This is a genomic window from Promicromonospora sp. NPDC019610 (genome assembly GCF_044389365.1).
Lineage (GTDB): Bacteria > Actinomycetota > Actinomycetes > Actinomycetales > Cellulomonadaceae > Promicromonospora.
In genome coordinates this window covers 2,417,309-2,443,098 of the sequence record NZ_JBIRXX010000001.1, presented here as the reverse complement: position 1 = coordinate 2,443,098, position 25,790 = coordinate 2,417,309, and the positions used below count along the sequence as shown (strand labels likewise).

The window sequence follows — 25,790 nt, the reverse complement described above, 5'->3', positions numbered from 1 at the left end:
AGGGGAAACGTGACCGCATCACCGCCGTCGGGTCCAACGGTGCGCCTGGACGACGTGACCGACCGCACGCTGCTCGTGGAGACGACGGCGGCGGCCGACGCGAACGCGGTGTACGAAAGACTGCGGGAACGGTGGGGCTCGGTCGCTCCGGTCGACCTGGAGCCCGGGGTGCCGGCCTGGCTGGTGCTGGGGCACTCCGCGGCCGTGGGCGTGCTGCGGGACGACCGCACGTTCATCAAGGACCCCTCGATCTGGAACGGGCACGGCAAGGACCTGCTCGGCCCGGCCTCCACGCTGCACCTCGTGCTTGCCAAGACCCCCAAACCCACGCTGGCCGACGCCGACGGCCCCAAGCACGCCCGCCTGCGGCCCCCGGTCGACGACGCCCTGGAGCAGATCGACGAGACCCGGGCCGGTGCGATCACCCGCCGCCTGTGCGGCATGCTCATCGACCGGTTCCAGGACCGCGGCCGCGCCGACCTGGTCGCCGAGTACGCCGCGGTGGTGCCGTTCCTCGTGCTGTCGGAGCTGGACGGGCTGGAGCCCACGCAGGCGCAGCGCCTGCAGGAGATCACCCGGGCGATCTTCGAGGCGGGCGCGGACGCCCGCGCCCTGACCGACGAGCTGCGCGAGATCGTCACCGGCCACATCGCCTTCAGCCGCGAGCGCGGCACGCACGACATCGCCGGGGTGCTGTCCGTGCACGACAACTTCGAGAACGACCTCGAACGGGCCCAGACGCTGACGGCCATCACCGCCGCCGCGACCGAGGCGCTGATGGCGTGGATCGCCCAGACGCTCGTGCTGGTGCTGAGCGACCCGCGGTTCTCGCACCGGATCTCGGGCGGCCGCCTGCACATCGACGACGCGCTCGACGAGGTGCTGTGGCGGTCCACGACCAACCCGAACCTGATGCCACGGTTCGCGGTGCGCGACGTGGTGATCGACGACAAGCTGATCCAGCGGGGCGACACCGTCGTGGTCGCCGTGCACGCGGCCAACCACGACCCGCTGGTGCAGTCCGACGACCCGTGGGACACGGTCGGCAACCGCGCCTACCTCTCCTTCGGCGCCGGCGTGCACCGCTGCCCCGCGCCGCGGCTGGGCCGCGTGGTCTCGCGGATCGCCGTCGCCGAGCTGCTGCAGCGCCTCCAGGTCACGCTCGTGGGCGACCCGGACGACGTCGAGTGGGCCACCAGCCCGTGGATGCGGTTCCCCGCCCGGCTGCCGGTCACGTTCCCTCCGCCGCGCGAGCAGGTCCCGCCGCCGCGGCCCCTCTTCCCGACGACGGCGCCGCCGGCGCACTACCAGAGGTAGCGCAGGTCACAGCGCCTGGATCCCTATCCGGACCGTAGCTGTCCTGGTGCGTCCCTAACGTGCGGACCAGCCGGGAACAGCCCGGTCCGACGAGGGGAGTCAGGGTCATGAGCGCACGACTGCTGGTCTACGGGGCGACCGGGTACACGGGGCGGCTCGTCGCGCGGCGCGCGGTGGGGACCGGGCTGGACGTGACGGTGGCCGGCCGGAACGGCGGGCGCACCGCCGAGGTGGCGGATTCCCTGGGGGTCGAGGGCCGCGCCTTCGACGTCGACGACGCCGCCGCGGTACGCGCCGCGCTGGCGGACACCGACGTTCTGCTCAACGTCGCCGGCCCGTTCCGGCGGACAGCGCGCCAGCTCATGGACGCGTCCGTCGCCGCGGGCGTGCACTACCTGGACACGACGGCGGAGCTGGCCACCTTCGAGCTGGCGGAGGCCCGGGACGACGCGGCCCGGCGCGCCGGGACCATGATCATGTCGGGCACCGGGTGGGACGTGGTGCCCAGCGACTCCGTGGCCCTGCACACGGCCCGCCGCGTGAGAGATCCGCAGCGGCTGACGATCGCGCTGCGGGTCACCGGTGGCTTCTCCCGGGGCTCGCTCGCCAGCTCGGCCGGGATCGAGGAGCTGGGCACGCTCGTGCGCCGCTCCGGCGAGCTGGTCCGGCTGGAGGGGGCCACGGCGCGGTCGTTCGATCTCGGCAACGGACCCGAGGAGCTGGTCCCGGCGCCGATGGGCGACCTGATCACCGGGGCCAGGTCCACCGGGATCGAGGACATCGAGGTGTTCCTCGGCACGGACGGGGGCTTCCCCGACGGCATGGCCACCACCGACGGACCCACGGACCACGAGCGCGGCCAGGGGCGGTACCTGGCGCTGGCCGAGGTCACCGGCCGCGACGGCCAGGTGGCACGGTCCCTCGTCAGCACCCCGAACGGGTACACGTTCACGCAGCTCAGCTCGGTCGAGATCGCCCGCCGGGTGCTGGCCGGGCAGTTCACCCCCGGCTTCCAGAGCCCCGCCTCGGCGTACGGCCCGGAGCTGACCACCGCCATCGCGGACACCTCGATCGTCGACCTCTGACGACGGCGCCCGCTACGGCCGGGCCGGCTCACCCGCCGACCCGGCCGGGGTGTTGTCCGCGGCCAGCGCCAGCGCCCGCCGCCGGACCGCGGCGCGGACCGCGTCGGGCGACAGGACCGTCACGGGGACGCCCAGGCTCAGAACGCGCTCGGCCAGGGACTCGGGGTCCGTGCCGCCGATCCGCACGACCGTGGCCGCCGGGCCGTCGGGCCGGTGGGCGCCGGCAGTGGGCGGCACGGCCCGCATCGCGTCGTCGAGCGCGAGCGGCAGGCGCACCGTGGCGTAGAGCGGGTAGTCGCTCAGGAGCATCTCGGCGACGAGTCGTGAGGCGTCGGGCGGATCCTCCAGGCGCACCAGGCGCCCGGTGAGCCGGGCGTCAGCCACGCGGTCCGCACGGAACGTCCGCCACTCGCCCTTGGCCACGTCCAGCGCCACGAGGTACCAGCGGTTACCGGTGAAGACCAGCCGGTAGGGGTCGATCTCGCGCTCCGTCGCGACGCGCTGGGCACTCCGGTAGGACAGGTGAACGCGCTCGCCGCGCCGGCAGGCCCGGGCCAGCGTGGCGAGCATCCCGGGCGAGAGCGGCTGGGCGCCGGCCCGGGCGGTGTGCTCGAACACGTCGTCCATCGCGCCGAGCCGTGCGGCGACCCGGTCCGGCAGGAGCCGGCGCAGCTTCAGGAACGCTGACAGTACCGCCTGGTCGTCGCCGAGGATCCCGGTCTGCGCCGCCTCCCGCAGGGCGACGCTGACCGCGAGCGCCTCGTCGTCGTCGAGCACGAGCGGCAGCTGCCGGCGGCTCTCCCCCAGCCGGTAGCCGCCCCAGCGGCCGGGGTCGGACTCGACGTCGTAGCCGAGGTCACGCAGCCGGGCGACATCGCGCCGCACGGTGCGCTCCGTGACGTCCATGCGCTGCGCCAGGTCTCCGGCCGTCCAGCTCGGCCGGGACCAGAGCAGGGACAGCAGCTGGAGCAGCCGCGCGGAGGTACTGATCACAGCTCGCCAGCATACGAGCGGCGGCCCCGCGAGCCCTGGCGGGCAGCCCGCCAGGCCCCGGCGGCCGTCACGCCCGCTGGAACTGCGCGGACGACATGCCGTTGATCGTCGTGTCGCCCTGCTGGTAGCCGACGCCGACCTCGTCCAGGAACGGGTACGGGTACTCGAGGCGCGGCACGGTGAGCGCATCCAGCACAGTGCGGTGCTCGGGCGACAGGGTCACCTCGATCGAGGCGAGGTTGGCCTCGAGCTGGCGCAGGGTGCGGGCACCGACCAGGACCGAGGTCACCTCGCGCTGCTGGCGGACCCAGGCGAGGGCGACCGCCGCAACAGTGGTGCCGAGCTCCGCGGCGATCCGGGCGAGCTCGTCGAGGAGGACAAAGGTGGACTCGGTCAGCAAGGGCGCCGCGTAGCCGCTCCGGCCGGACCCAGCCACCTGGGTGGTCTCGCGCGAGTACTTGCCCGAGAGCACCCCGCTGGCCAGCGGGCTCCAGGGCGTGACGCCGAGACCGAGGGCACGGGCCGCGCCGAGCTGCTCGCCCTCGACGGTGCGGGCGAGCAGGGAGTACTCGACCTGGAGGGCCGCGATGTTCTCCCAACCGCGCAGGGACGCCGTGGCGTCGGCGCGGGCGATCCACCAGGCCGGGGTGTTCGACACCCCGATCGCGCGGACCTTGCCCGCGCGCACCAGGCCGTCCAGCGTGGACAGCGTCTCCTCGAACGGGGTGTGCCGGTCCCACTGGTGCATCCAGTAGACGTCGACGTAGTCGGTGTTCAGGCGCCGCAGCGACCCCTCGAGCTGCGAGACGATCGCCTTGCGGCCGGCGCCGCCAGCGTTCGGGTCGGTGGGGAACAGGGTGCCGCCGAACTTGGTCGCCAGCACCAGGTGGTCCCGCTTGCGGGGCTGCCGGGCGAAGTACGCGCCGAGGGTCTCCTCGGACGCGCCCCCGTTGTACTGGTTGGCCGTGTCGACGAAGTTCCCGCCGGCGTCGAGGTACCGGTCGAGGATCGCGAAGGACTCCTCCGGGGCCGACCCCCAGCTGCCGTCGTCGAAGGTCATGGCGCCCAGGGCGAGAGGGCTGACCCGGAGGCCGGAGCGGCCGAGGGTGCGGTACGAGTCGAGCTGCATGAGCTGCGGTCTCCAGAGGTGGGCTTGGTGCGGGGTGTGACCACCCCTCCCCCCGATCCTTCGTGCCCGGTGCGGACCGAGGAAGGACGCGGGTGCCTGGGTGTGGCGCACCCCGGCTCCCGCGTCCTTCCTCGCGGCTCACGCGCGCGTAGCCTCGAACGCATGCCAGCAGCAGAGAACGCGTTCGGGGAATTCCTCACGGCGCAGCGCGCCCGGGTGTCCCCGCGGGACGTCGGCCTGCCGACGGCCGGGTCCCGGCGCGTCAAGGGCCTGCGCCGGGAGGAGGTGGCGGTCCTGGCGGGGGTCAGCGCCGACTACTACGCGCGGCTGGAGCAGGGCCGCGAGCGGACGCCGTCGGCCCAGGTCGTGGAGGCGATCTGCACCGCGCTCCAGCTCGGCCCGGACGCCCAGGCGCACGCGTTCCGGCTGGCCCGGCTGGCGCCGGCGACGCGCTCCGCGGCCGACCGGGTGGGGCCGGACATGCAGCACCTGCTGGAGAGCATGCCCGGCGTCGCTGCCTACGTGGTCAACCCGGCGTTCCGGATCCTGGCCGCCAACCCGGTCGCGACGCAGCTGCTGGGGCCGGCGCAGATGGCGCAGGGCGCGGTCCCGTACCTGTTCGCCGATGCCGCGTCGCGGACGTACTTCATGGACTGGGAGCACATCGCCCGCGCCGCGGTCAGCGCACTACGCCTTGCCGTGGGCTACACCCCGCCGCACCCCGAGGTGACGGCGGTGGTGGCCCGCATGGAGGACGAGAGCCCTGACTTCGCGCGGCTGTGGCAGGACCATCGGGTGACCGGCCTGACCGCGACGACGAAGCGGATCGACCACCCCGACGTCGGGCGGCTGGAGCTGGTCTACCAGACGTTCGAGAGCCGGGACGTGCCCGGTCAGCAGCTCACGGTCGCCACGGCTGCGGCCGGGTCGGCGAGCGCCGACTCGCTCACGCTGCTCGGCACGATCGCGGCAGGCGCGAACCGGGGAGTGTGACACCCAGGCAGCCACTGCCTTCCTCCCCCGGACGGCGGACCTCAGGCTGGAACAGCACCCGGAACGCGGGCGCACGCACCACGAGAGGACACCGCCATGGCACAGGTTCTGGAGATCACCACCCTCCGCCCGGCTCCTGGGCTCACGCCCGAGGACTTCATCACGGCGAACGCCGACATCGACGACTACCTGCGGCGCCAGCCCGGGTTCCTGTGGCGACGGATCGCCGTGCGCGACGACGGCACCGTCGTCGACGTCGTCGCCTACGACAGCATGGCCCACGCCCGGGCCGGCGCGAGCGGCATCACGGGCGAGATGGGCGGTTCCCCCGTCCACGACACAATCGACCAGTCGACCGTCGACTGGCAGCTCACGACCGTCCTGCACGGCGTCGAGGCGCCGACGTCCCCGGGTGCGGGGGTGTGACCGGGCAGACACGAGATCCCGGACAGGACCTGTCCGGGAAGCGGCCTAGCGTCGAAGCACTTCACCACCGAGAGGACATGACATGAACAGCCCCCATGACCCCGCCGGGCAGACGCTAGCGCAGGCCGATGCCACCGCGCGGGAGGTCCGCGCCCTGTACGAGCAGATCGAGCAGCGCATGCTGGGGCGCACCTGGACCCTGCCCGAGCTGGCCGTCGGGTTCACCAACGACGCCGCCTACGTGGGCCGCCTGGTCCTGGCGGCGGAGCGCACGTGGGACATCGACGGCGACGTCGACGCCGAGCTGCGGCACAAGCTGGCCGAGAACATGTGGTGGCTCTTCGTCCTCGCCGACAAGCTCGGCATCGACCTGCCCGCGGCATACGCCGAGACGATGGCGAAGATCGGCGGTGGGCTCCGTGGCTGACGCCCTGGACCGGACCGACCACCTGGCGGCGCCGGACGAGCCGGAGCTCGTCCGCTCCCCCGCCACCCGCTACGTCGCGGTGCTCGGTGCCGGTGCGCCCGGCACCGACGAGTACTACCGCAAGATGCTGCTCGTGGCCGAGATCGCGGGGAGCCTCCCGCCGGACCCGGCGTCGCCGGACCGGTCGGTGGTCGAGGGCCAGTACTGGTACCCCGAGGACTCGGCGCCGGTCGGTATCGCGGACTTCTACAGCGTGCACCCGGTCACCACGCTGAGCTACCGGCTCATGGTCGCCGTCGGGAGCGGGACCACGCCCGACGACGTCGCGGCGGCCCGGGCCGCGAGCCCGTCGGACATCGCGGACGACCGACTGGAGGTGTTCGACCTGCCCGCTCAGGCCGTCGTCCAGGTGATGCACCACGGGCCCTTCTCCGGGGAGCTGGCCACGCTCGACCGGCTGGGCCGGTTCGCCGCCGGTGAGGGCGTCGCCCGCAGCGGGCCGCACCGCGAGGTCTATCTCGACGCATACACCCGCGACACCCCGCAGGACACGCTGCGCACCATCCTGCGTGACCCCGTGGCCTGACGGGAACACGAAAAGCGTCGCCGCCGGTCCCTGTGAGGACCGGCGGCGAAGCCTTTTGGCGCGAGGCCCTAGACGCCGTCGAGGACGGTGACGTCGCCCTCGGTCCAGACGTTGTCCACGGTGAAGCGCCGGATGAGCCAGACGTCGCCGCGGCGGACCAGCTCGACGTCGTACCGGTTGGTCATGAGCACGTGCCGCGAGTGGTCCCCGCGGGGCAGGTGCTGGCACGCCAGGAGCACGTCCAGGTGGGCGGTATCGCCGTCGAGGCTCACCCGCGGGTTGCTCACGGTGTGGGTCGTGTCGAGGTGGCCGAGCGACTCCGCCAGGGCGGTGGTGATGCTCTCCCCGCCCTCCACGACCGGGTAGTCGAAGCCGGCCTTGGTCATGGCCGGGCGGAAGTCGGCGACGGCGTCCTCCGCGAAGGCGGAGGCGAGCAGGGCCCGGTCCCGCAGGTCGAGCCCGGCCGCGTACCGGTAGAGGGTCTCGACCACGGCGAGCTTGTCGGCGGTGGCGGTGGGAGAGGTGGTGCTGTCGGTGACCGACATGGTGGTTCCTTCGTCGAGGAGTGATGCGCTCTCCACGGTAGACCGCTATTCGACAGGTGTCGATTAGTTGGTCCGGTGACGAAGGGAACACGCCGACCTCCTCCTGTACGGTGCGGTCATGGCCAGCGCTCACCCCTCGACGGCCGGGGAGGACCCGCGCTTCACGCGGTCCCGGCAGGCCATCACGGACGCGCTGGCGGCGCTCCTGGGGCAGATGGGCACCTACCCCTCGGTCGCAGCCGTCACCCAGGCCGCCGGCGTCCATCGCGCCACCTTCTACAACCACTTCCAGTCGGTCGAGGAGGCCGCCGTCGCCCTGATCAGGGAGGACTTCCGCACCCTGGGGACCCCCGAACCCGGGGACCGGCAGCAGCCCGGCGCGGACCCGGCGGCCATGGCGCTGGAGACGCTGAACACCATGCTCGAGACCCTGCGGCAGCGCCGCAACGTCTTCCTGGTGGCCTCTGCCTGGCGCTCCCCGAGCGGGCTGATGGGGATCAGCGACCTCCTGGTGGACCACGTGCGCGAGCTCCGGCGCGGGCTGGGCGGGGACGACGCCGGGGCAGAGACCGACGACGTCGAGGACGTCTACGCGGCCTGCGGGATGAACGGGGTCCTGTCGGCCGCCGTCAGCGGAAGCCTCGGCGACCGGCCGGAGGAGATCACCTCCCGGCTACATGCTGCGCTGCCTGCCTGGATGCGGCAGCAGTCGGGTCCGACGCGCTGAGCCAAGCCGGGCCGAGCCCGACACACATCGCCGTACTGATACTAGATGTGATCTTCTGTCATTCCTTGTGACAAGTACAGTCCCACATCTCGACGCGATCGTCGGCGCTGATTGACAGAACCGCACAGCATCAGCCATTGTTGCGGTCGCACCAGCAGCCCGCCCTCGACGACGAGGAACATCAGCGATGTCCGCTTCACAGCTTGAAACTGTTCGTAACACTAGTTCACATTCGCCACCGCGACGGCTCACCGACGGTCAGTTCGCCCTGCTCCTGCTCCTGCCCGGCGGGGCCCTCCTGCTGGGCGTGGTGCTCTACCCGCTCGTCGCGGCACTCGTCGCGGCGTTCTTCGAGCAGAGCCTGGTCGTGCCGGGCCGCACGTTCGTCGGCCTGCAGAACATCGTCGACGTCCTGACCGGCGACTTCCCCCGCCTGCTGGGGCAGACCCTGGTGTTCACGGTCGGCACGACGGTCTTCCCGTTCGTCATCGGCTTCGCGCTGGCCCTCGCCCTGAACACCCGCATCCGCGGCGCCAAGGTGCTGCGCGGCCTCATGCTCATCCCCTGGCTGGTGCCCGGCGTCGTCGTCTCGTTCCTGTGGATGTGGATCTTCAACGCCAACTACGGCGTGCTGAACGCGCTCCTGGAGACGCTCGGCCTGATCGACGGCGCCGTGCCCTGGCTGGCCCAGCCCGGCACCGCGATGACGGCGGTGATCGTGGCCAAGTCCTGGCAGTCCTTCCCCTGGATGATGGTGATGCTCCTGGCCGGCCTGCAGACCGTGCCGCGCGAGCTGCACGAGGCCGCGGAGATGGACGGCGCCGGCACCGTGCGCCGCTTCTTCTCGATCACGCTGCCGCAGGTCAAGGGCATCGTCGGCCTGGTGCTGCTGCTGGAGCTCATCTGGAACTTCCAGCACTTCGACATCATCTACGTGCTCACCGGCGGCGGCCCCGCCGGCTCCACCCAGACCTTCGCCACCGCCGTCTACGAGACCGCCTTCCACGGGTTCGACCTCGGCCACGCCGGCGCGCTCGGCCTGCTCTGGATGGTCCTGCTGATGGGCCTCGTCGTCGTCTACATCCGCTTCTCGGAGAAGGGAGAGGCGAAGTGAGCGCGCTGACGCCGACCCGCACCCCCGCCCCCGGCACGCCGTCCGACGGCGACGCCGACACCGCGACGCCCCCGCGGCCCGTCGTCCGGCGCAGCCCGCTGCGCTCCGAGCGCCGCGGCGTGCGCATCGCCGCGTGGACCACCGTTGTCGTCTTCGGCGGCTTCGCCCTGGCGCCCGTCTACTGGCTGCTCGCCACCGCCCTGACCCCGCGCGACCAGGTCTTCGCCTACCCGCCCCGGCTGTTCCCCGCGACCCCGACGCTCGACGCCTTCGCCGCGCTGGCCGGCAACGAGCAGCTCTTCGTGTACCTGCGCAACAGCCTGCTGGTCTCGGTGCTCACCGCGGTGCTGTCCGTGCTGGTCTCCGCGTACATGGGCTACTCGTTCTCGAAGTTCCGCTACCGCGGGCGCCGGTCCCTGATGTACTTCGTGCTCGCGTCGCAGATGTTCCCGCAGGCGCTGCTGCTGGTCACGCTCTACTCGCTGTTCAGCGCGTACGGGCTGCTCAACACCTACACCGCGCTGGTGCTGAGCTTCACCACGTTCACGCTGCCGCTGTGCGTCTGGATGCTCAAGGGGTTCTTCGACACCATCCCCGACGAGCTCATCGAGGCGGCCCGGGTCGACGGCGCCTCGCGGCTGCGGATCATCCACTCGATCGTGCTCCCGCTGTCGGCCCCCGGGCTCATCGCGGCCGGGCTGTTCGCGTTCGTGCGCGGCTGGAACGACTTCATCTTCGCCCTGACGCTCGCCGGTCCGGAGAAGCAGACCCTGCCGCCCGGCCTCGTCAACACGTTCGTCGGCGAGGCGTCGACCGCCTGGCCGGAGCTCATGGCCGCGTCCCTGGTGGTCTCGCTGCCCGTGGCCATCGCCTTCATCGCCCTGCAGAAGTACCTGGTTGGCGGCCTCACCGCCGGCGCGGTCAAGGGCTGACGGCGCGGGCGGCCCCCGCCGCCCGTGCCCCGGCCCGTCAGCACTCTCGTTCGCCCATCCCTCATCGTGGAGGATCCCCATGCCTGTCTACCCCGCAACCGACACCGCCCTGTCCCGCCGCCGCCTGCTGCAGCTCCTCGGCCTCGGCGCCGGCACCCTGACCCTCGCGGCCTGCGTCCCCGAGGCCGGTCCCGCCGCCCCGGAGGCCGCGAGCACCGCGGCGGCCGGCGCCAGGACCGACTTCAGCTTCGCCTCCTGGTCGCTCACGGAGGAGACGGCGGCGCCCGCGATCCGCGAGCTGCTCGGCCAGTACGCGACCGACAACGACGTCACGGTCCGCGAGGTCTCCTACCCGTACAACGAGTACATCAGCCAGCTGACGCTGCAGGTCAAGGGCGGCCAGGTCACGGGGGCCGTGCACGTGGACGTGGCGTGGCTCGGCTCGCTGGCCGCGCTGAACAAGCTGCAGGACCTCGGCCCGCTGGCCCAGGGGGTCGACTACACGCAGGCGGGCCTGCAGGCCGCGTCGTTCGACGGCGTGCAGTACGGCCTGCCGTGGAACATCGGCGCGATCGGGCTGCTCGCCAACGCCGAGCTGCTGGAGAAGGCCGGGATCGCCGAGCCGCCGACGACGATCGACGAGTTCGAGTCGGCGCTGAAGGACCTGGGGAAGCTCGGCGGCGGCGTGGTCCCGTACGCGGCGTCCACCAAGGCGGCCCAGCTCAAGGACGTGCTGATCTGGATGGAGACGTTCGGCAGCCCGCTGCTGGACGGCGGCACGGTGACGATCGGCGACGACGCGAGCGTCGAGGCCGTGACCTGGTACAAGTCGCTCTACGACCAGGGCCTCATCGCGCCCGACGTCGACCGGTTCGACGCCCGGTCGCTGTTCGCGCAGGGGCGCGCCGCGATCTACGACGACGCCATCGTCGGCCGCGACGCCGTGGTCACCGAGTCGCCCGACAAGAAGCTCGCGGAGAAGCTGACCGCCTGGTCGCGCCCGGTCCTGGCGGCGGGCGACACCCCGCGTGCCCTGGTCTGGGGCGGCGCGCTCGTCGTGGTCGACGGCGCCGGCGCCGAGACCGCCGCGGACTTCGCGAGGTGGATGACGTCGGACGTCGACGTGGCCAAGCAGTACTTCGCGGCCCGCGGCCTGCCGCCGGCCACGGAGTCGGCGCTGGCCCTGCCCGAGGTGGGCGCCGACGCGTTCGGCGCGCAGTTCGCCGAGCGGATCACCGCCACGGCCACCACCAACCCGTTCTGGGTCTACCCGCAGTACGCCCAGATCGAGACCGTGATCGCCGAGCAGATCCAGGCGGTCCTGGTGGGCAGCGCGGAGCCGCAGGCCGCGATGGAGAAGGCCGGCGCGGCCGCGCAGAAGCTGGTCGACTGATGCGGCGGCCGCAGAACCCCGGCCCCCGCGCCGTCACGGCCGCCCTCGCGGCGGCCGTGACCCTCGGCACGGCCCTGCCGGCGTCGGCCGCGGGACCCGCCGCCACCGGCCCGGTCGGCGCGGCCGCGGCGCGACACGCGGCGCAGGTCGACGAGCTGCCCTTCACCGTCGACTCGTCCAACCAGGCGGGCTGGTGGAAGCCGATCGACGTCGTGGGCGGCGTGACCTACGTGGCGTTCAACGCGCCCGGCCCCACGGCCGCGACGCACGAGGTGCACGTGGCCGCGCGCGGCGCGGACGGCGTCTGGACCGACGGCTGCCTGCGGGCGGCCGACGGCTCGTGCGCCACGTTCGTGGACGACAACGGGCACAACCAGCCCTCGATCGTGGTGGACGGCGCGGGCAACGTGCACGCGTTCGTCTCGATGCACCACGAGCAGTGGAACTACTTCCGCACCACCACGCCGGGCGACGTCACCTCCCTGGTGGACGTCTCGGCGCAGCTGCCGGACCAGGACCTGGCCATCACCTACCCGGTGACGGCCCGCGGCGCGGACGGCGACGTCTACGTCATGGCGCGCGCCGGCGCGGACCAGCGCCAGGCCCGCACCGGCAACCTGTACCGGTTCGACACCGCGGCCGGCACGTGGTCGCGGGTCGCCGTCGTCGCCGACGCCGTGGGGCACTCCTTCTACCCGGACGACCTCAAGGTGGGCACGGACGGGCGCGTGCACGTGCTGTGGGAGTGGGGCCCGTGGCCCGCCGACCCGTCGCGGCACCTCGGCTCGTACGCCGTCTACGACCCGGCCGACGGCTCGTTCCGCGACGTCGCGGGCGCCGCCCTGGCGACGCCGATCACGCCCGCCACGCCGGGCGCCGTGGTCTACCAGCCGTACGTGGACGGCGAGGACATCGGCTCCTACTGGCCCGCGCTGCAGACCGCGAAGCTGTCCGTGCACGGAGACGACCTCGACGGGATCGCCTACCGGTTCCGCACCGAGGGCGTCACGGCGTTCGACGGTTACGACGTGCGGTTCGCGCGCTGGGACGGCGCCGCGTGGCAGCGCGAGACCGTGCTCGACCTCGCGGAGCTCGGGCCGGGCGTGGAGACGTCGGCGGCCATCGAGACGACGTCGGCCGGCGCGACCACCCGCATCTACGCCGTGGTGGAGACCACCTCGTGCGTCACGGGCCAGCAGAGCGCCGTGGTGCGGGCCGAGCGGGTGCGCGGCGAGGGCACGTGGCGGTTCGGCACCGTGGGCGAGCCTCGGACGGGCGCGCAGCGGCTCAGCGCCGTGACGGCGTCGACCGGCACGGACCAGCTCTACGTCACGGTGCCGAGCGCCGGGCAGCTCTTCCACGCCACGCTCCCCCGCACCGGCGGCACCCCGGCCGGCACCACGGCGGCCCAGGTGGTGGCGGACCTGCGCGGCGAGGCGACGGGGGTCAACGTGGCCCGCGGCGCCGCCGTCACCGTCTCCTCGACGCTGCGCGCCGACACGGGCGGCGAGCTCGCCGTCGACGGCTCGTGCACGGACGCCAGCCGGTGGATCTCCGCCCTGGACGACGCCGCGCCGGTGCTCACCGCCGACTGGGGCACAGCGACCGCCGTCGACACGGTGCGTGTGCGCAGCGGCTACAGCAAGGCGACCGGCACGGCCGACGTGCTGCGGGACTTCTCGGTCGAGCTGCGCACGGCCGCCGGCTGGGTCCGGGTGGGCCAGGTCACCGGGAACACGCAGGGCACGGTGACCCTCACGTTCCCGGCCGCCACGGCGGACCAGGTCAGGCTGCTGGTCACCGACCCGTCCGCTTCGGCCACCGACGTCGCCCGCGTCTACGAGGTCGAGGTGCTCGCCGTGGACGAGTGACCTCCGGCGGGCCGGGGCGACCCCGGCCCGCCCCGCCCCGCACACCCGCGATCAGCACTCTGACCAGCACCAAGGAAACAAGGAGAACATGCGCACCCAGACGGTAGAAGCCGACATCGTGGTCGTCGGAGGGGGCCTCGCCGGCGTCTGTGCCGCCGTCGCGGCCGCACGGATGGGCCGGCAGGTCGTGCTGATCAACAACCGGCCCGTGCTCGGTGGCAACTCGTCGTCCGAGGTGCGGGTGTGGGTGTGCGGGGCGACCGCCCACGGCAACCAGCGATGGGCCCGGGAGACCGGGATCGTCGGCGAGATGTACGTGGAGAACCAGTACCGCAACCCCGAGGGGAACCCTGTCTACTGGGACGACGTGGTGCTGGACACGGTGCGGCGCGAGCAGAACATCCGGCTCTTCCTCAACACGGACGTCCGCGAGGTCCGCGCCACCGGCCCGGACGACGCCCGGCGCATCGAGTCGGTGACCGGCTGGACCATGGCGTCGGAGATCCTGACGACGTTCACCGCCCCGGTCTTCCTCGACTGCACCGGCGACGGGCTCGTGGGGCACCTCGCGGGCGCCCGGTACCGGCTGGGCAAGGAGAGCCACGCCGAGTTCGGCGAGGAGTGGGCGCCCCCGGAGGCCGTGCGGGAGTTCCTGGGCTCCACGCTCCTCTTCTACACGAAGGACCTCGGGCACCCGGTGAAGTACGTGGCGCCCGAGAGCGCCATCGACATCTCGGGTACGCCCATCCCCGAGCACCGCATCATCCGCAGCGGCGACTCCGGCGCGCACTACTGGTGGATCGAGTGGGGCGGTGAGCTCGACACGGTCGACGACAACGAGCGCATCCGCGACGAGCTGCGCGGCGTGATCCTCGGCATCTGGGACCACATCAAGAACTCGGGAAAGTTCGACGCCGACAACCTCACCCTGGAGTGGATCGGCAACGTGCCCGGAAAGCGCGAGTACCGGCGCTTCGTGGGCGACTACACGCTGCACCAGGGCGACATCGTGGACCAGACACGGTTCGACGACGGCGTCGCGTTCGGCGGCTGGTCCATCGACCTGCACCCCGCGCAGGGCATGTACGCCCAGGGCGCGGGCGCGCTCCAGCGCTTCTCCGACGGCGTCTTCGAGATCCCCTACCGGTCCCTGTACTCGGTCAACGTGGAGAACATGCTCTTCGCGGGCCGGGACGTCTCGGCCACGCACATCGCGTTCGGCGCCGCGCGGGTCATGGCCACGTGCGGCGCGATGGGCCAGGCGGCGGGCACCGCGGCGGCCCTGTGCGTCGAGCACGGCACCACGCCGCGCGGCGTGTACACCGACCACCTCGACGAGCTGCGGCAGACGCTGCTCGTCTGGGACGCGCCCGTCGTCGGCGTGGCGAACACCGACCCGCGCGACCTGGCGCGGCGGGCCCGCGTCACGGCGTCGAGCACCACGACGAGCATCGCCGCCCCGGTCGCCGGCTCGACCGGCGACCCCTACGACGACTTCGACGTGCACGACCTCGACGTCGACCTGGGCATCGCGCTGCCCGTCGACCCGCGCCTGGACAGCGTGGACCTGCTGGTCTCCGCCCGGCGGGACACGACCCTGACCGTCGAGGTGTGGTCCACGGGCAAGCCGCAGAACGTGGTGCCCGCCCGCCTGGAGGGCAAGACCGACGTGTCCGTGCCCGCGGGCGACCACCGCTGGGTCACGGCGCACGTGCCCTTCGCCCCGGACACCCCGCAGAACGCCGTCGTCGTGCTCCGGGCCAACCCCGACCTCGCCGTACACACCACCGCGCCGCTGCCGCCCGGGGTGCTCACGCTGGTGCACCGCGTGGACAGTGACGACCAGAACGTGCAGGTCAGCACCGACGAGCTGCTCGTGCAGTGGCCCACCAAGCCGCTGCGCGGCCGCTCGGTGGTGTTCCGGAGCGCGCCGGAGACGCGCGCGCTGGCGCCCGAGCGGGCGACGTCCGGCTACCACCGCAACCACGGCGGGCCGAACATGTGGGCGTCCGCGCCGCTGTCCCCGGGTCGCGAGGAGTGGCTGCGCCTCGACTGGGACGAGCCCGTCGCCGCCGGCGAGGCGCGGATCGTGTTCGACGACGACCTGGACGTCGAGCTCAACACCCTGCACCACCACCGCACCCCGGACGAGGTGCTGCCGACGCTGGTGAAGGACTACCGCGTCGACGTGCTGCCCGACGGGCCCGGCCAGGACTGGGTCACCGTCGCCGCCGTGGCCGACAACCGGCAGCGGCTGCGCGTGCACCCCCTGCCGGACGACCTCGGCCCCCTGCGGTCCGCGCGCCTGGTCGTGGGCGCCACCAACGGCGCCGCCCAGGCGCGCGTCGTGGCGTTCCGGGTGCAGGAGCGATGAGGGCCGCGACGCCGCGCCGGCGGGCCGGCACCACTACGCTGTCGGTCGTGCACAGGAAAGAGCGCACCGGCATCGTGGCGCTCGCCGTGCCCGACCTGGAGGAGCCGTACTTCGCCGAGCTGACGGCGCTGCTCGTGCGCCGCGCCGACCAGCGCGGCCTGTCGGTGCTCATCCAGCTCACCGCGGGCGACCACGAGCGCGAGGTGAACGTCGCCAACGGCACGGGCCTGCCCCCGACGGACGGGCTGATCCACATCCCGCGCGCCCTGTCGGTCGCCGACCTGACCCGGCGCGCCACGCCCGGGCCGCTGGTGCTGCTGGGCGAGCACATCCTGGTCAGCCCGTTCACGCACGTGACCATCGACAACCGGGCCGCGTCCTACGCGGCCACGGAGCACCTCGCGCAGGTCGGCTGCGCGCGTGTGGCCTACGTCGGCACGCGGGACGCGCGCCCGTCCGACGCCGCGGACCGGCGGTACACGGGCTACCGGGACGCCGTGGCGGCCCTCGGGCTGGCGGCGGACGCCGACCTCGTCGCGCAGGTGGACGCGTTCACCCCGGACGAGGGCCTGCGCGCGGTCGCGGACCTCGTACGGCGGGGCGTCGCGTTCGACGGGCTGGTGTGCGCCAACGACTCCGTGGCCTTCGGCGCGCTCGTCGCGCTGCAGGCGGCGGGGCGCACGGTGCCGGGCGACGTCGCCGTGGTGGGCATCGACGACGTGCGCGGCGCGCGCTTCACGGCGCCCGCGCTGACGTCGGTCGCCCCGGACAAGGAGGCCCTGGTCGAGCGCGCGCTGAGCGAGCTCGAACGCCAGATCGCCACCCCGCCCGGCGCGAACCTGCCCGTCGAGCACGTCGTGGTCGGGGCGCACGTCGTGCCGCGGGCCAGCACGGCTCGGTGAGCCCCGGCCCGAACCCGGCCCCGACGCAGGCTCAGCCGACCGCGACCACCTGGAGGTCGCCGACCTGGCCCTCGAGGGTCGCGCGCGCCTCCGCGTCGAGCCCGTCGTCCACGACGAGCTGCTCGACGTCGCGCAGGTCGACCACGGTGGTCAGGCCGACGACACCCCACTTGGAGTGGTCGGCGAGCACCACGGACCGGCCACCCGCCGCGAGCAGCGCGCGGTCGGTCTCGGCCTCCAAGAGGTTGGGCGTGGTCAGGCCGGCCTGGAGGTCGATGCCGTGCGCGCCGAGGAACGCGATGTCCAGGTGCAGATGCTCCAGCGAGCGCACGGCGACCGGCCCCACCAGGGAGTCGGACGGCGTCCGCACGCCGCCGGTCAGCACCACGGACTGGGTGTACGGCTCGTCGGAGCGGTCCGGGCGCCGGAAGACCTCGGCCACGGGCAGGGAGTTGGTCACCACGGTGAGCTCCGGGACCTCGCGCAGCTCCTGGGCCAGCACCCACGCCGTCGTGCCGCCGGACAGGCCGACCGCCATGCCCGGCTCGACCCATGCGGCGGCGTGCTGCGCGATGGCGCGCTTCTCCGCGACCTGGCGGTGCATGCGCGTCACGAAGGTGCGGTCCTGCCGCGTCGTGTCGGTCTGCCGCGCCGTGGCGCCGCCGCGCACCTTGTCGAGCCGGCCGTGGTCCGCCAGCACCTCGATGTCGCGGCGCACCGTCATGGCGCTCACCCCGAGCTCGTCGGCGAGCTCGGCGATGCTCGCGGCTCCGCGGCGCGCCACCTCGTCGACGATCCGCGCCCTGCGCTCAGCGACCAGCACACCTACCCCTTTCGACGACCGGCTCAGTGTGCCACGAGCCGCGCACCGCGCCGCCGACCCGCGCCCTGACGAAGGAACACCGCCGTGACCGATCCCGCGCTCCCGCCCCTGCCCAGCCCCTACGACCGGTGGTTTCCCGGCAGCCGGATCGACGGGACCTACGGGTACGACCGCGCCGCTCTGCTCGCCGTGCCGCCCGCCGCCGAGCCCGACGGGTACGCGGACCTGTGGCGCTCCTGGTACGAACGGGCGCGGGCGACCCCGGCCGAGGTGGTGCTCGAACCGCAGGGGCGGCACGGCGCGCACGACGTGTCCGTGGTGACGTTCACGGCCGACGGCGGCCTGCGGCTGCGCGCCTGGGTCGCGCTCCCCCTCGACGGGCCGCCCCGGGTGGGCGTGGTGCACAGCCACGGGTACGGCGGCCGGCAGGCGCCGAGCTTCGAGCGGGTGCCGCGCGACGCCGCCGTCATCTTCCCCGTCGCGCGTGGCCTCGGCGCACTGAACACCGGCGTCGGCGCCCCGGACACCAGCGCGCGGCACGTGCTGCACGGCATCGGATCGGTCGCCACGTACGCCGTGGGCCGCAGCGCCGTGGACCTGTGGCACGCGGCGACCGCGCTGCTCGACGTGCTGGCGCGGCGCGACGCCGTCCTCGGGGACCTGCCGCTCTACTTCGTCGGCACGAGCTTCGGCGGCGGCATCGGCGCGCTGGCCGTGCCGTGGGACGACCGGTTCGTCGGCGCGACGCTGGAGGTGCCGACCTTCGGCCAGCACGACCTGCGGCTGCGGCTGCGCTGCACCGGCAGCGGCGAGGCCGTGCGCCGCCACGTCGCCTCCCACCCCGAGGCCCGCACAGTGCTGGCGTTCCACGACGCGTCCGTCGCGGCCGGCTACCTGCGGGTGCCGACCCGGGTCGAGTGCGCGCTGTGGGACGCGCACGTGCCGCCGCCGGGGCAGTTCGCCGTCGCCAACGCGGTGCGGGGCCCGCTCCTGGAGCTCGCCGTGCACCCGGCCGGGCATGCCGACCACCCGGGCATGGCGCGCGGGCTGGCGACGGCGTTCGCCGCCACGCGGGAGCACATCCGGACGGCGGTGGCGCGGGCCGCTACCGCGGGAGGGTGAGGATCTCCGCGCCGTCGTCCGTGATCGCGACGGTGTGCTCGCTGTGCGCCGTGCGGCAGCCGGTGGCGCTGCGCAGGGTCCAGCCGTCGGCGTCGGTCACGAGCTCGTCCGTGTCCGCCATGACCCACGGCTCCAGCGCGAGCAGCAGCCCCGGGCGCAACCGGTAGCCGCGGCCGGGCCGCCCGGTGTTCGCGACGTGCGGGTCCTGGTGCATGGTCGACCCGATGCCGTGCCCGCCGAACTCGGTGTTGACCGGGTAGCCGGCCCCGCCGAGCACGGTGCCGATGGCGTGCGACAGGTCGCCGATGCGCGCGCCGGGCCCGGCGGCCGCGATGCCCGCGGCCAGCGCGCGCTCCGTCACCTCGATGAGGGCGCGGCTCCCGGCGTCGGCCGCCCGGTCCCCGCCCACGACGAAGCTGATCGCGGAGTCCGCGGCGATCCCGTCCAGGGACACGGCCAGGTCGAGCGTGAGCAGGTCGCCGTCGGCGAGCCGGTAGTCGTGCGGCATCCCGTGCAGCACGGCGTCGTTCACGGCCGTGCAGATGTAGTGGCCGAACGGCCCGCGGCCGAAGGACGGCGCGTAGTCGACGTAGCAGGACTGCGCCCCGGCCGCGGCGATCATCTCCCGGGTCCACCGGTCGATGTCCAGGAGGTTGGTGCCGGCCACGGCGCGGTCCCGCAGCGTGCGCAGGATGCCGCCGACCAGCGCGCCGGACTCCCTGGCGCGGGTCAGCTCGGTGGGGTTGAGGATCTCGATCATGGGGTGCCCTTCGCGTGCTTACCAATAACTATCCCGGCAATGTTATCCCGGTATTAGTATTGGCGTCATGGTCAGGCTGCCGCTCACCCCCGCCGACGTCGAGCGCGGACAGCGCCTCGGCGCCCTCCTGCGCCGCGCCCGTGGGGACCGCTCGATGCTGGAGACCGCGCTCGACGCCCGCGTCTCCCCCGAGACCCTGCGCAAGATCGAGTCGGGCCGGGTCGCCACGCCCGCCTTCCCGACCATCGCGGCGATCGCCGACGTGCTCGGCCTCTCGCTGGACGAGGTGTGGGCCGAGATCCGCCGGCCGGAGGGCACCCGGGTAGGGCGCGACGCGCGGGACCGGCTGGTCTCCTAGCTGGTGTTTCGGGTGGGGTGGATCCAGGAGAGGTCTGCGTGACGGGACCGGGCGCGGGCTCGGCGGCGCGGTAGGCTCGGCCGGTAGGCGATTGCGCCATGGGCGGGCGTCGCGTGGCAGCCGATCGAGTAGCGGCTGCGCGGGACGCGGCTGGGGGCGGGGCCGACCGCTGGGGTCCGGGCGGGTGCTGGTGGTTTCGGCGCGACCGAGACGTAGGTGTGCCCCGTGGGCATGCTGGTCTCGACGGCGTGCCGGCCGTCGTGCCGGGTGGTCTTCTGTGACCAGCCCGGTGCCTGCTTGGCGTGGTTGCACCGGGCGCACAGGCCCTGCCCGTTGTCGAGGCCGGTCGGGCCGCCTTGGGCGTGCGGGGTGATGTGGTCGGTGTGCCGGATCGGTGCGTCGCACCACGGGCTGGCGCAGATGCCCTGCTCGCGGGCGCGCAACAACGCTGCGAGTCCTTGGGGGTGGAACCGGGACGTGGACGTCGTGGCCAGCAGGCGGCCGTGGGGGTTGACGTAGATCGACCGCACCCAGGCGGTGTCAGTGTCGATCGCGTGCGCTACGAGGTGGCGGGCCACCGGGGCCGGGACAACACCCGCACCGGCCGGGGCTCCCTCGACCATCACGGCGGGCTGGTTGCCGCCGGCCAGGAGGGTCTCGTCGGAGACCAGGAGGTTGATCGTGACCGGCACATCCGCAGCGTGGCCGGGCTCACGGGCGGTGACGCGTTCGATCAGGGTGTCGGCCATGATCTGACCCACCCCACGCTCGTCGCCGCCCGCCTTGGTGGTCTCGGCGTGGGTCTTGAGCTGGGCGTAGGCCTGCACGCCCTCCGCCATCGGGACCATGGCCGTGAGGTAGACCATCAGGTCGGGTGCGGGGCGGATGGAGACCCGCCGCTCGGAGACGGCCTTCGCGTTGCGCTTCACGCAGGCGTGCACGTCCAACCGGGCCGCGAGTTCCTTGATCCGGGCCACGAGGCGGCGGGTGCCCATCCGGGCCAGCTCGGCCAGGTGTGCGGGTCCGCAGATCTCCTCGTCGATCAGGCCACGGTGCTCGACCGACAGATGGGAGGTCTCCCGGACCAGGAGCGTGGCCCGCCACGGGGACAGCACGCCGGCCTGCAAGGCGGCGAAGGTGTGCGGCATCTGCGTGACCCAGACCCTGGACGTGGACACGAACCCGGCCCCCGCGTGCGGACTGCAACGCAAGGCCGCACCGACCTGGCTCGGCACACCGCGCCCACGCCGCTCGGCCCGGACGCTCTGCCCGGCTTCGTCGGCGCGCGTGGCCTCGTCCAGAGCGACCGCGAGCCGGGCCTGGGTCGCGGTGATCGCGTTCTTGACCGCCTCCAGCTCACCGAGCAGATCCACCCACTCGGCCTGCACCGCCCGCGAGACATCACCGGACCCGATGTCAGTGGCTCCGGGCAAGATCATCCCTGCCAGTGCCCGTCGTACCGCCCGCACACCGGCCACGTCGACTGTTCCGTCGAGTGTCGGTGCGGTGGGCGCCCCGACAGTACCGGGCCCCGGAGAAGTACCAGGCTCCGGAGAACTACCAGGCCGCAGCGCTCCACCGGGCAGCGGTGCAGCATCGGCCAGCGCTGCATCGCCAGGCAGCCCCGGCCCGCTCCCGGGCAGCACCGATCGAGCAGGCTGCTCGCCTGCTCGTCCTGGCACTCCATCGGTTCGCGTCATGGCATCAAAATATGGCACACACGTTCGTACCGCTCCCCGAGCCGACCCGATCTGCCATCAGCAGAATCCCGCTGCTCGGTGCTCGAGCATGGCCGCGACGCACTCCCCGTCGACACGCATCTGAAGCGCCGGCTGTTCGAAGCCATCGAAGGACAGGCGGCGTCGGGCATCAACGAGCTACCGTGCCGCATGGTGACCCGGGAGTCGTCGGTCCCGGCCCCGTGACCTGACTGCCGCCGGAAGGAACCTGACGTGGAGTGGACGCAGCTCGCCGGGGACCTCCTGGGTGTCTTCTTCTTCGCCGTCTCGGGCTCGCTGCTGGCCGCCCAGCGGCAGTTCGACATCGTCGGGTCGCTGCTGCTCGGCACCTGCGTGGGCCTGGGCGGCGGCATCCTGCGCGACGTGATCCTCGACGTCGGCGTGCCGCGGGCCTTCGGCTCACCCGTCTACCTGGTCCCGCCCGTGGTCGCCGCGGTGGTCGTGTACTTCTTCGCGCACGTCGTGCGCCGCTTCCACGACCTGCTGATCACGTTCGACGCCGCCGGCATGGCGCTCTTCGCGGTCACCGGCACGCTCGTCTCGCTGGCGGCGGGCATGAACCCGGTGGCGTCCGCGATCCTCGGCCTGGTGACGGCGGTGGGCGGCGGCGTCATCCGCGACGTCATCGCCAACGACGTGCCGCAGATCTTCCGGGCCCGCGGCCTGTACGCCATCCCCGCGCTGCTCGGGGCCGCGCTGACCAGCGCGCTGGTGTGGGCGGGCTGGTTCAACCTCGGCACGGGCTCGGCAGTCGCCGCGCTCGTGTTCGCGCTGCGGATGGTCTCGTTGCGCTACCGCTGGCAGGCGCCGCCGGCCGGCAGCCCGGGCACGGCGTGACCGCCCGTGGACGCGGCCGGCCCGGCGCGGCTACCCGGCCGCAGGTTCCCCGCAGAACTCCAGCGCGACGAGCGCGTAGGCCGCGTCCTCCGCCGCGGCGCTCTGGGTCATCCCCTGGTTCACCGCGACCGTGACCTGCCGACCGCCGTCCGGGTCGGTGAAGCTGTAGGTGCCGTACCCCGGCACCCCGCCGACGTGACCCCAGACCTCCTGGCCGCAGAGCTCGGTGCGGCCGAGCCCCAGGCCGTAGTCGAACCCGGGGAAGGCCGGCAGGGCGTCCCGCATCTCCCGCAGCAGCCGGTCCGGGAGCAGGCGGCCGCCGAGCAGGGCCGCGTAGAAGCGGTTCACGTCGCCCGTGGTGGACACGATGTCGCCGCTCGCCGGCGCGACCGACATGTTGTACGCGGTCAGGTCGGTCAGCCGCGTCGTCGGGCCCACGGCCTCGTACCCGCGCATCGCCGGCCGGCGCAGCCACGGCTGGTGCCCGGAGACGTAGGTGTCCCGCAGACCTGCCGGGCCGAGCACCCGCCGCTCCAGCTCGTCCGCGTAGTCGTTCCCGGTGACGCGCTCCACGAGCATGCCGAGCAGCACGTAGTCGGTGTTGGAGTAGCCGAACTCCGTTCCGGGATCGGCCTGGAGCGGCTCCCGGGCGGCGATCCCGACGAGCTCGGCCGGCTCGTGGTCCGCGAACCGGGAGCGCGCCACGAGCTCCGGGTTGGCCCACAGGACGTCGCCGTAGTCGGACAGGCCGCTGCGGTGCTGCAGCAGCTCGCGCACGGAGATCGGCTCGGCGTAGGGCAGCACCCCCGGCAGGTAGCGGGCCACCGGGGCGTCGAGCTCGATCCGCCCGTCCGCCACGAGGCTCAGGACGACGGCGGCCGTGAACGACTTGGTGACGCTGCCGACGCGGAACTGCCCGTGCGGCCGGGGCGCCCGGTCGGTGCGCAGGTCACCGGTCCCGGCGACGACGGTCCGCCGGCCGCGCTCGTCGCGCGTCCCGACGACGACCCCGGGCGTGCCCGCCGCGACGATCCGCTCGGCCTGCTGGACCAGCGCCGCCGTCGAGGGTGGCGGCGCGGACGGGGCGGGCAGCTTCGGGGCCGCGACGGCGGACCCCATGGACGCCGCGAGGCAGACGAGGGTGGCGGCCGCGACGGCGCGGCGGTGCACGATGCTCATGCCGGCGACGCTATCGACGGGCCGACGCCGGCACAGCCGGGCTGGCCACCCTCATCGAGGTAGGGGTAGCCCCCCGGACCGCACGATGCGCAAGGATGCACGTGAGACGGCGCGACCGGTGACAGCCCGAGGGAGACGGCATGACGAACGATCGCACGACCGGGACGGGCGGCCTGGCGGGCCGCGGCCACCTGCTGCGGCTCGGGGCGCCGCGCGACACGGCGGCGGTGCGGCACCTGGTGACGTTCCTCGTGGCGAGCGTCGTGACCGTGCTCGCCACCCGGGCGTACCTGGCGGCGACGGGCTACCCGCAGATCGGCGGCGGCGGGCTGCACCTCGCCCACGTGCTGTGGGGCGGGCTCCTCATGGCCCTGGCGATGGTGCTCCTGCTGTCGTACGTCGGCCCGGTGCCGCGCTCGCTCGGCGCGCTGCTCGGCGGCGTGGGCTTCGGGCTGTTCATCGACGAGGTCGGCAAGTTCGTCACCTCCGACAACGACTACTTCTACGCCCCCACCGCCGCCATCATCTACTTCGTCACGGTGGTGCTGGTGCTGGTCGTCGAGGGCCTGCACGGCCGCCGGGCGCACCACCCCGCCGAGTACCTCGCCGTGGCCGCCGACCGGCTCGCCGCGGGCCTGGCCGGCGGGTTCACGCCCGCCGCGCGGGACGAGGCCCGCGGGCTCGCCGCGAAGGGAGCCGGGGAGCCCGGCGCCCGCCTGGTCGCCGACCTGGTCGAGACCGTTCCCGCCGACGACGCCGACGTGCCCGACCCCGTCCGCGCCGGGGTCCGGGGGGTCGTCCGGTGGCTGGACGCGCTCGTGGACCGGGCATGGGCCGCGTGGCTGGTCGTCGTCCTGCTCCTGGCGGTCGGCGCGGCGGAGGCGACCGTCGGCGTGCGCGTCCTGGCCGGGCAGGTCGCCGGCGTGCCGGCATGGACGGGCGCCGCGATCCTCGCCGCCGTGGGCGTGTCCGTCGTGCTGCTGGGCGTCGGCGTCGTCGTGGGCCGGCGCAACCACCTCCAGGGTGCCGTCTGGGTGCGCCGGGCCGTGCTCGTGAGCCTCCTGTTCACGCAGCTCCTGGTGTTCCGTGCCGTGCGGTGGACGGCGGCGTTCGGCCTCGTCCTGGACGTGGTCGCCTTCGTGGCGCTCGAGGTCGCGCTCCGCGAGGAACGGATGGCCCGGCCTCGGGCGTGACCTGAGTCGCACCCGCCCCGGTCGGCCGGTCCCGAGAACGGCGACCTCCCGCACCGCGACACCTTCTGCGAGGCGTAACGACCACTCGCACGTCAGCGCAGCGTGCTCAGGACCGCCACCACGCCGTGCTCCTCGATCCGCCCGGTCACCTCGTCCGCGGCGGCGCGCACGACCGCCGGGGCGTGCCCCATCGCGACGCCGCGCGCGGCCCAGGCGATCATCTCCAGGTCGTTGACGCCGTCCCCCACCGCGAGGGTTGCGCCCCGGTCCACCCCGACCCGCTCGCGGATGAGTTCGAGCGCCGTCGCCTTGCTCAGGGACCGCGGCGTGACGTCGACCCAGTCGGGTCCGGCGGGGGTCGCCGTCACGCCCAGCGCGCGCAGCGGCTCCAGCAGGGTCAGGACGCCGTCCCCGCGCAGGATCACGCGGGCGGACGGCACGTTCCACAGCTCGGTGTCCGAGACCTGGCGCTGCTCGCCGTTGACCAGCCCGCGCTCGAAGACACGGTTGACCCGGTACCCCCAGCCCACCTCCTCCACCCCGACCTGGACCGGGGGCAGGGCGGCGCGCGCGAGGCGGACCACCGGCTCGACGTCGAACGAGTGCATCGTCTCGATCCGGTAGCCGCTGGGCAGGGCGGCGTCGACGCGAGCGACCACCGCGCCGTTGGACGCGACGGCCCAGCCCTGGTCGATGCCGAGCTGCCCCGCGACGGGGAGCACCCCCACCAGCGACCGGCCCGAGGCGAGGACCACGTGGTGGCCCGAGTTCCGTACCCCCTGGACGGCTCCGACGGTCACGGCCGGGACGATCCCGTCGGCCCCCAGGAGGGTTCCGTCGATGTCGAGAGCGACCAGGGTGCGGGTCACGGTGCTCTCGTGGGGAGCGGCCACGGGGGCCGTCCGCAGGTCGGTGATGGAGGACGACGTCACGGTGCCGGTCGTGTGTGTCATGTACCTCAGACG

General features: G+C 73.5%; 24 protein-coding genes and 1 pseudogene. 17 read left to right on the top strand and 8 right to left on the bottom strand.

Features of this window, described 5'->3' with window-relative positions:
• Positions 1-9: 9 nt before the first annotated feature.
• On the top strand, positions 10-1,317 hold the full coding sequence (locus ACH45N_RS10900; RefSeq protein WP_397393511.1) for a cytochrome P450: 1,308 nt from the start codon (positions 10-12) through the stop codon (positions 1,315-1,317).
• 107 nt (positions 1,318-1,424) lie between these two features.
• Entirely contained in the window at positions 1,425-2,402 is a 978-nt protein-coding gene (locus tag ACH45N_RS10895) for a saccharopine dehydrogenase family protein (RefSeq protein WP_397393509.1), read from the top strand.
• 12 nt (positions 2,403-2,414) lie between these two features.
• Here ACH45N_RS10895 and ACH45N_RS10890 read toward each other — a convergent pair whose 3' ends face one another.
• Both ACH45N_RS10890 and ACH45N_RS10885 read right to left on the bottom strand, forming a co-directional pair.
• Positions 2,415-3,395, bottom strand: a complete 981-nt coding sequence (locus ACH45N_RS10890; RefSeq protein WP_397393507.1) for a helix-turn-helix transcriptional regulator — start codon at positions 3,393-3,395, stop codon at positions 2,415-2,417.
• Between the two features lie 67 nt (positions 3,396-3,462).
• Positions 3,463-4,524, bottom strand: a complete 1,062-nt coding sequence (locus ACH45N_RS10885; protein WP_397393505.1) for an aldo/keto reductase — start codon at positions 4,522-4,524, stop codon at positions 3,463-3,465.
• A gap of 162 nt (positions 4,525-4,686) precedes the next feature.
• On the opposite strand from ACH45N_RS10885, the gene ACH45N_RS10880 reads away from it, so the two are divergent.
• The 4 genes from ACH45N_RS10880 (at position 4,687) to ACH45N_RS10865 (ending at position 6,956) form a co-directional block, all read left to right on the top strand.
• The gene (locus ACH45N_RS10880; protein WP_397393503.1) at positions 4,687-5,517 is read left to right on the top strand and encodes a helix-turn-helix domain-containing protein; all 831 of its coding nucleotides are present in this window, start codon (positions 4,687-4,689) and stop codon (positions 5,515-5,517) included.
• Positions 5,518-5,613: 96 nt separating this feature from the next.
• Positions 5,614-5,943: a hypothetical protein gene (locus tag ACH45N_RS10875; protein ID WP_397393501.1), complete on the top strand. Its 330-nt coding sequence runs from the start codon at positions 5,614-5,616 to the stop codon at positions 5,941-5,943.
• 82 nt (positions 5,944-6,025) lie between these two features.
• The gene (locus ACH45N_RS10870) at positions 6,026-6,370 is read left to right on the top strand and encodes a hypothetical protein (protein WP_397393499.1); all 345 of its coding nucleotides are present in this window, start codon (positions 6,026-6,028) and stop codon (positions 6,368-6,370) included.
• Entirely contained in the window at positions 6,363-6,956 is a 594-nt protein-coding gene (locus tag ACH45N_RS10865; protein ID WP_397393497.1) for a GyrI-like domain-containing protein, read from the top strand. Before ACH45N_RS10870 ends, ACH45N_RS10865 begins: the two co-directional genes overlap by 8 nt.
• A gap of 68 nt (positions 6,957-7,024) precedes the next feature.
• Here the strand turns inward: ACH45N_RS10865 and ACH45N_RS10860 are convergent, their stop codons facing one another.
• A complete protein-coding gene (locus ACH45N_RS10860; RefSeq protein WP_397393495.1) occupies positions 7,025-7,501 on the bottom strand; it encodes a nuclear transport factor 2 family protein in 477 nt (158 codons plus the stop codon).
• A 118-nt stretch (positions 7,502-7,619) separates the two neighbouring features.
• Between ACH45N_RS10860 and ACH45N_RS10855 the strand changes: the two genes are divergently transcribed.
• The 7 genes and pseudogenes from ACH45N_RS10855 to ACH45N_RS10825 all read left to right on the top strand — a co-directional run bounded on the left by ACH45N_RS10855 (position 7,620) and on the right by ACH45N_RS10825 (position 16,814).
• A complete protein-coding gene (locus ACH45N_RS10855; RefSeq protein ID WP_397393493.1) occupies positions 7,620-8,228 on the top strand; it encodes a TetR/AcrR family transcriptional regulator in 609 nt (202 codons plus the stop codon).
• 187 nt (positions 8,229-8,415) lie between these two features.
• Positions 8,416-9,342: a carbohydrate ABC transporter permease gene (locus ACH45N_RS10850; RefSeq protein WP_397393491.1), complete on the top strand. Its 927-nt coding sequence runs from the start codon at positions 8,416-8,418 to the stop codon at positions 9,340-9,342.
• Positions 9,339-10,274 carry a carbohydrate ABC transporter permease gene (locus ACH45N_RS10845; protein WP_397393488.1) on the top strand — a complete coding sequence of 312 codons (936 nt, stop codon included), beginning with the start codon at positions 9,339-9,341 and terminating at the stop codon, positions 10,272-10,274. The genes ACH45N_RS10850 and ACH45N_RS10845 overlap by 4 nt, the downstream gene beginning before the upstream one ends.
• A gap of 79 nt (positions 10,275-10,353) precedes the next feature.
• Positions 10,354-11,667 (top strand): extracellular solute-binding protein, encoded by a 1,314-nt coding sequence (locus ACH45N_RS10840; RefSeq protein ID WP_397393486.1) that lies wholly within the window; start codon positions 10,354-10,356, stop codon positions 11,665-11,667.
• Positions 11,667-13,538, top strand: coding sequence for a BNR-4 repeat-containing protein (locus ACH45N_RS10835; RefSeq protein ID WP_397393484.1), 1,872 nt, complete (start codon positions 11,667-11,669; stop codon positions 13,536-13,538). Before ACH45N_RS10840 ends, ACH45N_RS10835 begins: the two co-directional genes overlap by 1 nt.
• A gap of 25 nt (positions 13,539-13,563) precedes the next feature.
• A pseudogene (locus ACH45N_RS10830) lies at positions 13,564-15,912 on the top strand (FAD-dependent oxidoreductase); the annotation flags it as partial.
• 47 nt (positions 15,913-15,959) lie between these two features.
• On the top strand, positions 15,960-16,814 hold the full coding sequence (locus ACH45N_RS10825) for a LacI family DNA-binding transcriptional regulator (RefSeq protein WP_397393482.1): 855 nt from the start codon (positions 15,960-15,962) through the stop codon (positions 16,812-16,814).
• A gap of 31 nt (positions 16,815-16,845) precedes the next feature.
• Here ACH45N_RS10825 and ACH45N_RS10820 read toward each other — a convergent pair whose 3' ends face one another.
• A complete protein-coding gene (locus ACH45N_RS10820) occupies positions 16,846-17,637 on the bottom strand; it encodes a DeoR/GlpR family DNA-binding transcription regulator (RefSeq protein WP_397393480.1) in 792 nt (263 codons plus the stop codon).
• An 84-nt stretch (positions 17,638-17,721) separates the two neighbouring features.
• Here ACH45N_RS10820 and ACH45N_RS10815 point away from each other — a divergent pair, with 84 nt between their 5' ends.
• A complete protein-coding gene (locus tag ACH45N_RS10815; RefSeq protein ID WP_397393478.1) occupies positions 17,722-18,759 on the top strand; it encodes an acetylxylan esterase in 1,038 nt (345 codons plus the stop codon).
• Here the strand turns inward: ACH45N_RS10815 and map are convergent.
• Positions 18,743-19,519 (bottom strand): type I methionyl aminopeptidase, encoded by a 777-nt coding sequence (map, locus tag ACH45N_RS10810; RefSeq protein ID WP_397393476.1) that lies wholly within the window; start codon positions 19,517-19,519, stop codon positions 18,743-18,745. The two genes, ACH45N_RS10815 and map, sit on opposite strands and share 17 nt — an antisense overlap.
• A 67-nt stretch (positions 19,520-19,586) precedes the next feature.
• On the opposite strand from map, the gene ACH45N_RS10805 reads away from it, so the two are divergent.
• Entirely contained in the window at positions 19,587-19,877 is a 291-nt protein-coding gene (locus ACH45N_RS10805; protein WP_397393474.1) for a helix-turn-helix domain-containing protein, read from the top strand.
• Here the strand turns inward: ACH45N_RS10805 and ACH45N_RS10800 are convergent.
• Complete coding sequence (locus ACH45N_RS10800; RefSeq protein ID WP_397393472.1) at positions 19,874-21,316, bottom strand: DUF222 domain-containing protein; 1,443 nt, start codon at positions 21,314-21,316, stop codon at positions 19,874-19,876. The two genes, ACH45N_RS10805 and ACH45N_RS10800, sit on opposite strands and share 4 nt — an antisense overlap.
• Before the next feature lie 513 nt (positions 21,317-21,829).
• Here ACH45N_RS10800 and ACH45N_RS10795 point away from each other — a divergent pair.
• Positions 21,830-22,453 carry a trimeric intracellular cation channel family protein gene (locus tag ACH45N_RS10795; RefSeq protein WP_397393470.1) on the top strand — a complete coding sequence of 208 codons (624 nt, stop codon included), beginning with the start codon at positions 21,830-21,832 and terminating at the stop codon, positions 22,451-22,453.
• Between the two features lie 30 nt (positions 22,454-22,483).
• On the opposite strand, the gene ACH45N_RS10790 is transcribed toward ACH45N_RS10795, so the two are convergent.
• Positions 22,484-23,632, bottom strand: a complete 1,149-nt coding sequence (locus tag ACH45N_RS10790) for a serine hydrolase domain-containing protein (protein ID WP_397393468.1) — start codon at positions 23,630-23,632, stop codon at positions 22,484-22,486.
• A 140-nt stretch (positions 23,633-23,772) separates the two neighbouring features.
• On the opposite strand from ACH45N_RS10790, the gene ACH45N_RS10785 reads away from it, so the two are divergent.
• The gene (locus ACH45N_RS10785) at positions 23,773-24,825 is read left to right on the top strand and encodes a hypothetical protein (protein ID WP_397393466.1); all 1,053 of its coding nucleotides are present in this window, start codon (positions 23,773-23,775) and stop codon (positions 24,823-24,825) included.
• 92 nt (positions 24,826-24,917) lie between these two features.
• On the opposite strand, the gene ACH45N_RS10780 is transcribed toward ACH45N_RS10785, so the two are convergent.
• Positions 24,918-25,778: an HAD family hydrolase gene (locus tag ACH45N_RS10780; protein ID WP_397393464.1), complete on the bottom strand. Its 861-nt coding sequence runs from the start codon at positions 25,776-25,778 to the stop codon at positions 24,918-24,920.
• Between the last annotated feature and the right edge of the window lie 12 nt (positions 25,779-25,790).

Bases quoted from the DNA above. Each gene is read 5' to 3' on its own strand.
- ACH45N_RS10870 (WP_397393499.1), top strand. From the start codon at position 6,026: ATGAACAGCCCCCATGACCCCGCCGGGCAGACGCTAGCGCAGGCCGAT.
- ACH45N_RS10835 (WP_397393484.1), top strand. From the start codon at position 11,667: ATGCGGCGGCCGCAGAACCCCGGCCCCCGCGCCGTCACGGCCGCCCTC.
- ACH45N_RS10875 (WP_397393501.1), top strand. From the start codon at position 5,614: ATGGCACAGGTTCTGGAGATCACCACCCTCCGCCCGGCTCCTGGGCTC.
- ACH45N_RS10780 (WP_397393464.1), bottom strand. From the start codon at position 25,778: ATGACACACACGACCGGCACCGTGACGTCGTCCTCCATCACCGACCTG.
- ACH45N_RS10850 (WP_397393491.1), top strand. From the start codon at position 8,416: ATGTCCGCTTCACAGCTTGAAACTGTTCGTAACACTAGTTCACATTCG.
- ACH45N_RS10895 (WP_397393509.1), top strand. From the start codon at position 1,425: ATGAGCGCACGACTGCTGGTCTACGGGGCGACCGGGTACACGGGGCGG.
- ACH45N_RS10800 (WP_397393472.1), bottom strand. From the start codon at position 21,316: ATGATCTTGCCCGGAGCCACTGACATCGGGTCCGGTGATGTCTCGCGG.
- ACH45N_RS10855 (WP_397393493.1), top strand. From the start codon at position 7,620: ATGGCCAGCGCTCACCCCTCGACGGCCGGGGAGGACCCGCGCTTCACG.
- ACH45N_RS10885 (WP_397393505.1), bottom strand. From the start codon at position 4,524: ATGCAGCTCGACTCGTACCGCACCCTCGGCCGCTCCGGCCTCCGGGTC.
- ACH45N_RS10790 (WP_397393468.1), bottom strand. From the start codon at position 23,632: ATGAGCATCGTGCACCGCCGCGCCGTCGCGGCCGCCACCCTCGTCTGC.
- ACH45N_RS10840 (WP_397393486.1), top strand. From the start codon at position 10,354: ATGCCTGTCTACCCCGCAACCGACACCGCCCTGTCCCGCCGCCGCCTG.
- ACH45N_RS10860 (WP_397393495.1), bottom strand. From the start codon at position 7,501: ATGTCGGTCACCGACAGCACCACCTCTCCCACCGCCACCGCCGACAAG.
- ACH45N_RS10805 (WP_397393474.1), top strand. From the start codon at position 19,587: ATGGTCAGGCTGCCGCTCACCCCCGCCGACGTCGAGCGCGGACAGCGC.
- ACH45N_RS10880 (WP_397393503.1), top strand. From the start codon at position 4,687: ATGCCAGCAGCAGAGAACGCGTTCGGGGAATTCCTCACGGCGCAGCGC.
- ACH45N_RS10785 (WP_397393466.1), top strand. From the start codon at position 23,773: ATGACGAACGATCGCACGACCGGGACGGGCGGCCTGGCGGGCCGCGGC.
- map (WP_397393476.1), bottom strand. From the start codon at position 19,519: ATGATCGAGATCCTCAACCCCACCGAGCTGACCCGCGCCAGGGAGTCC.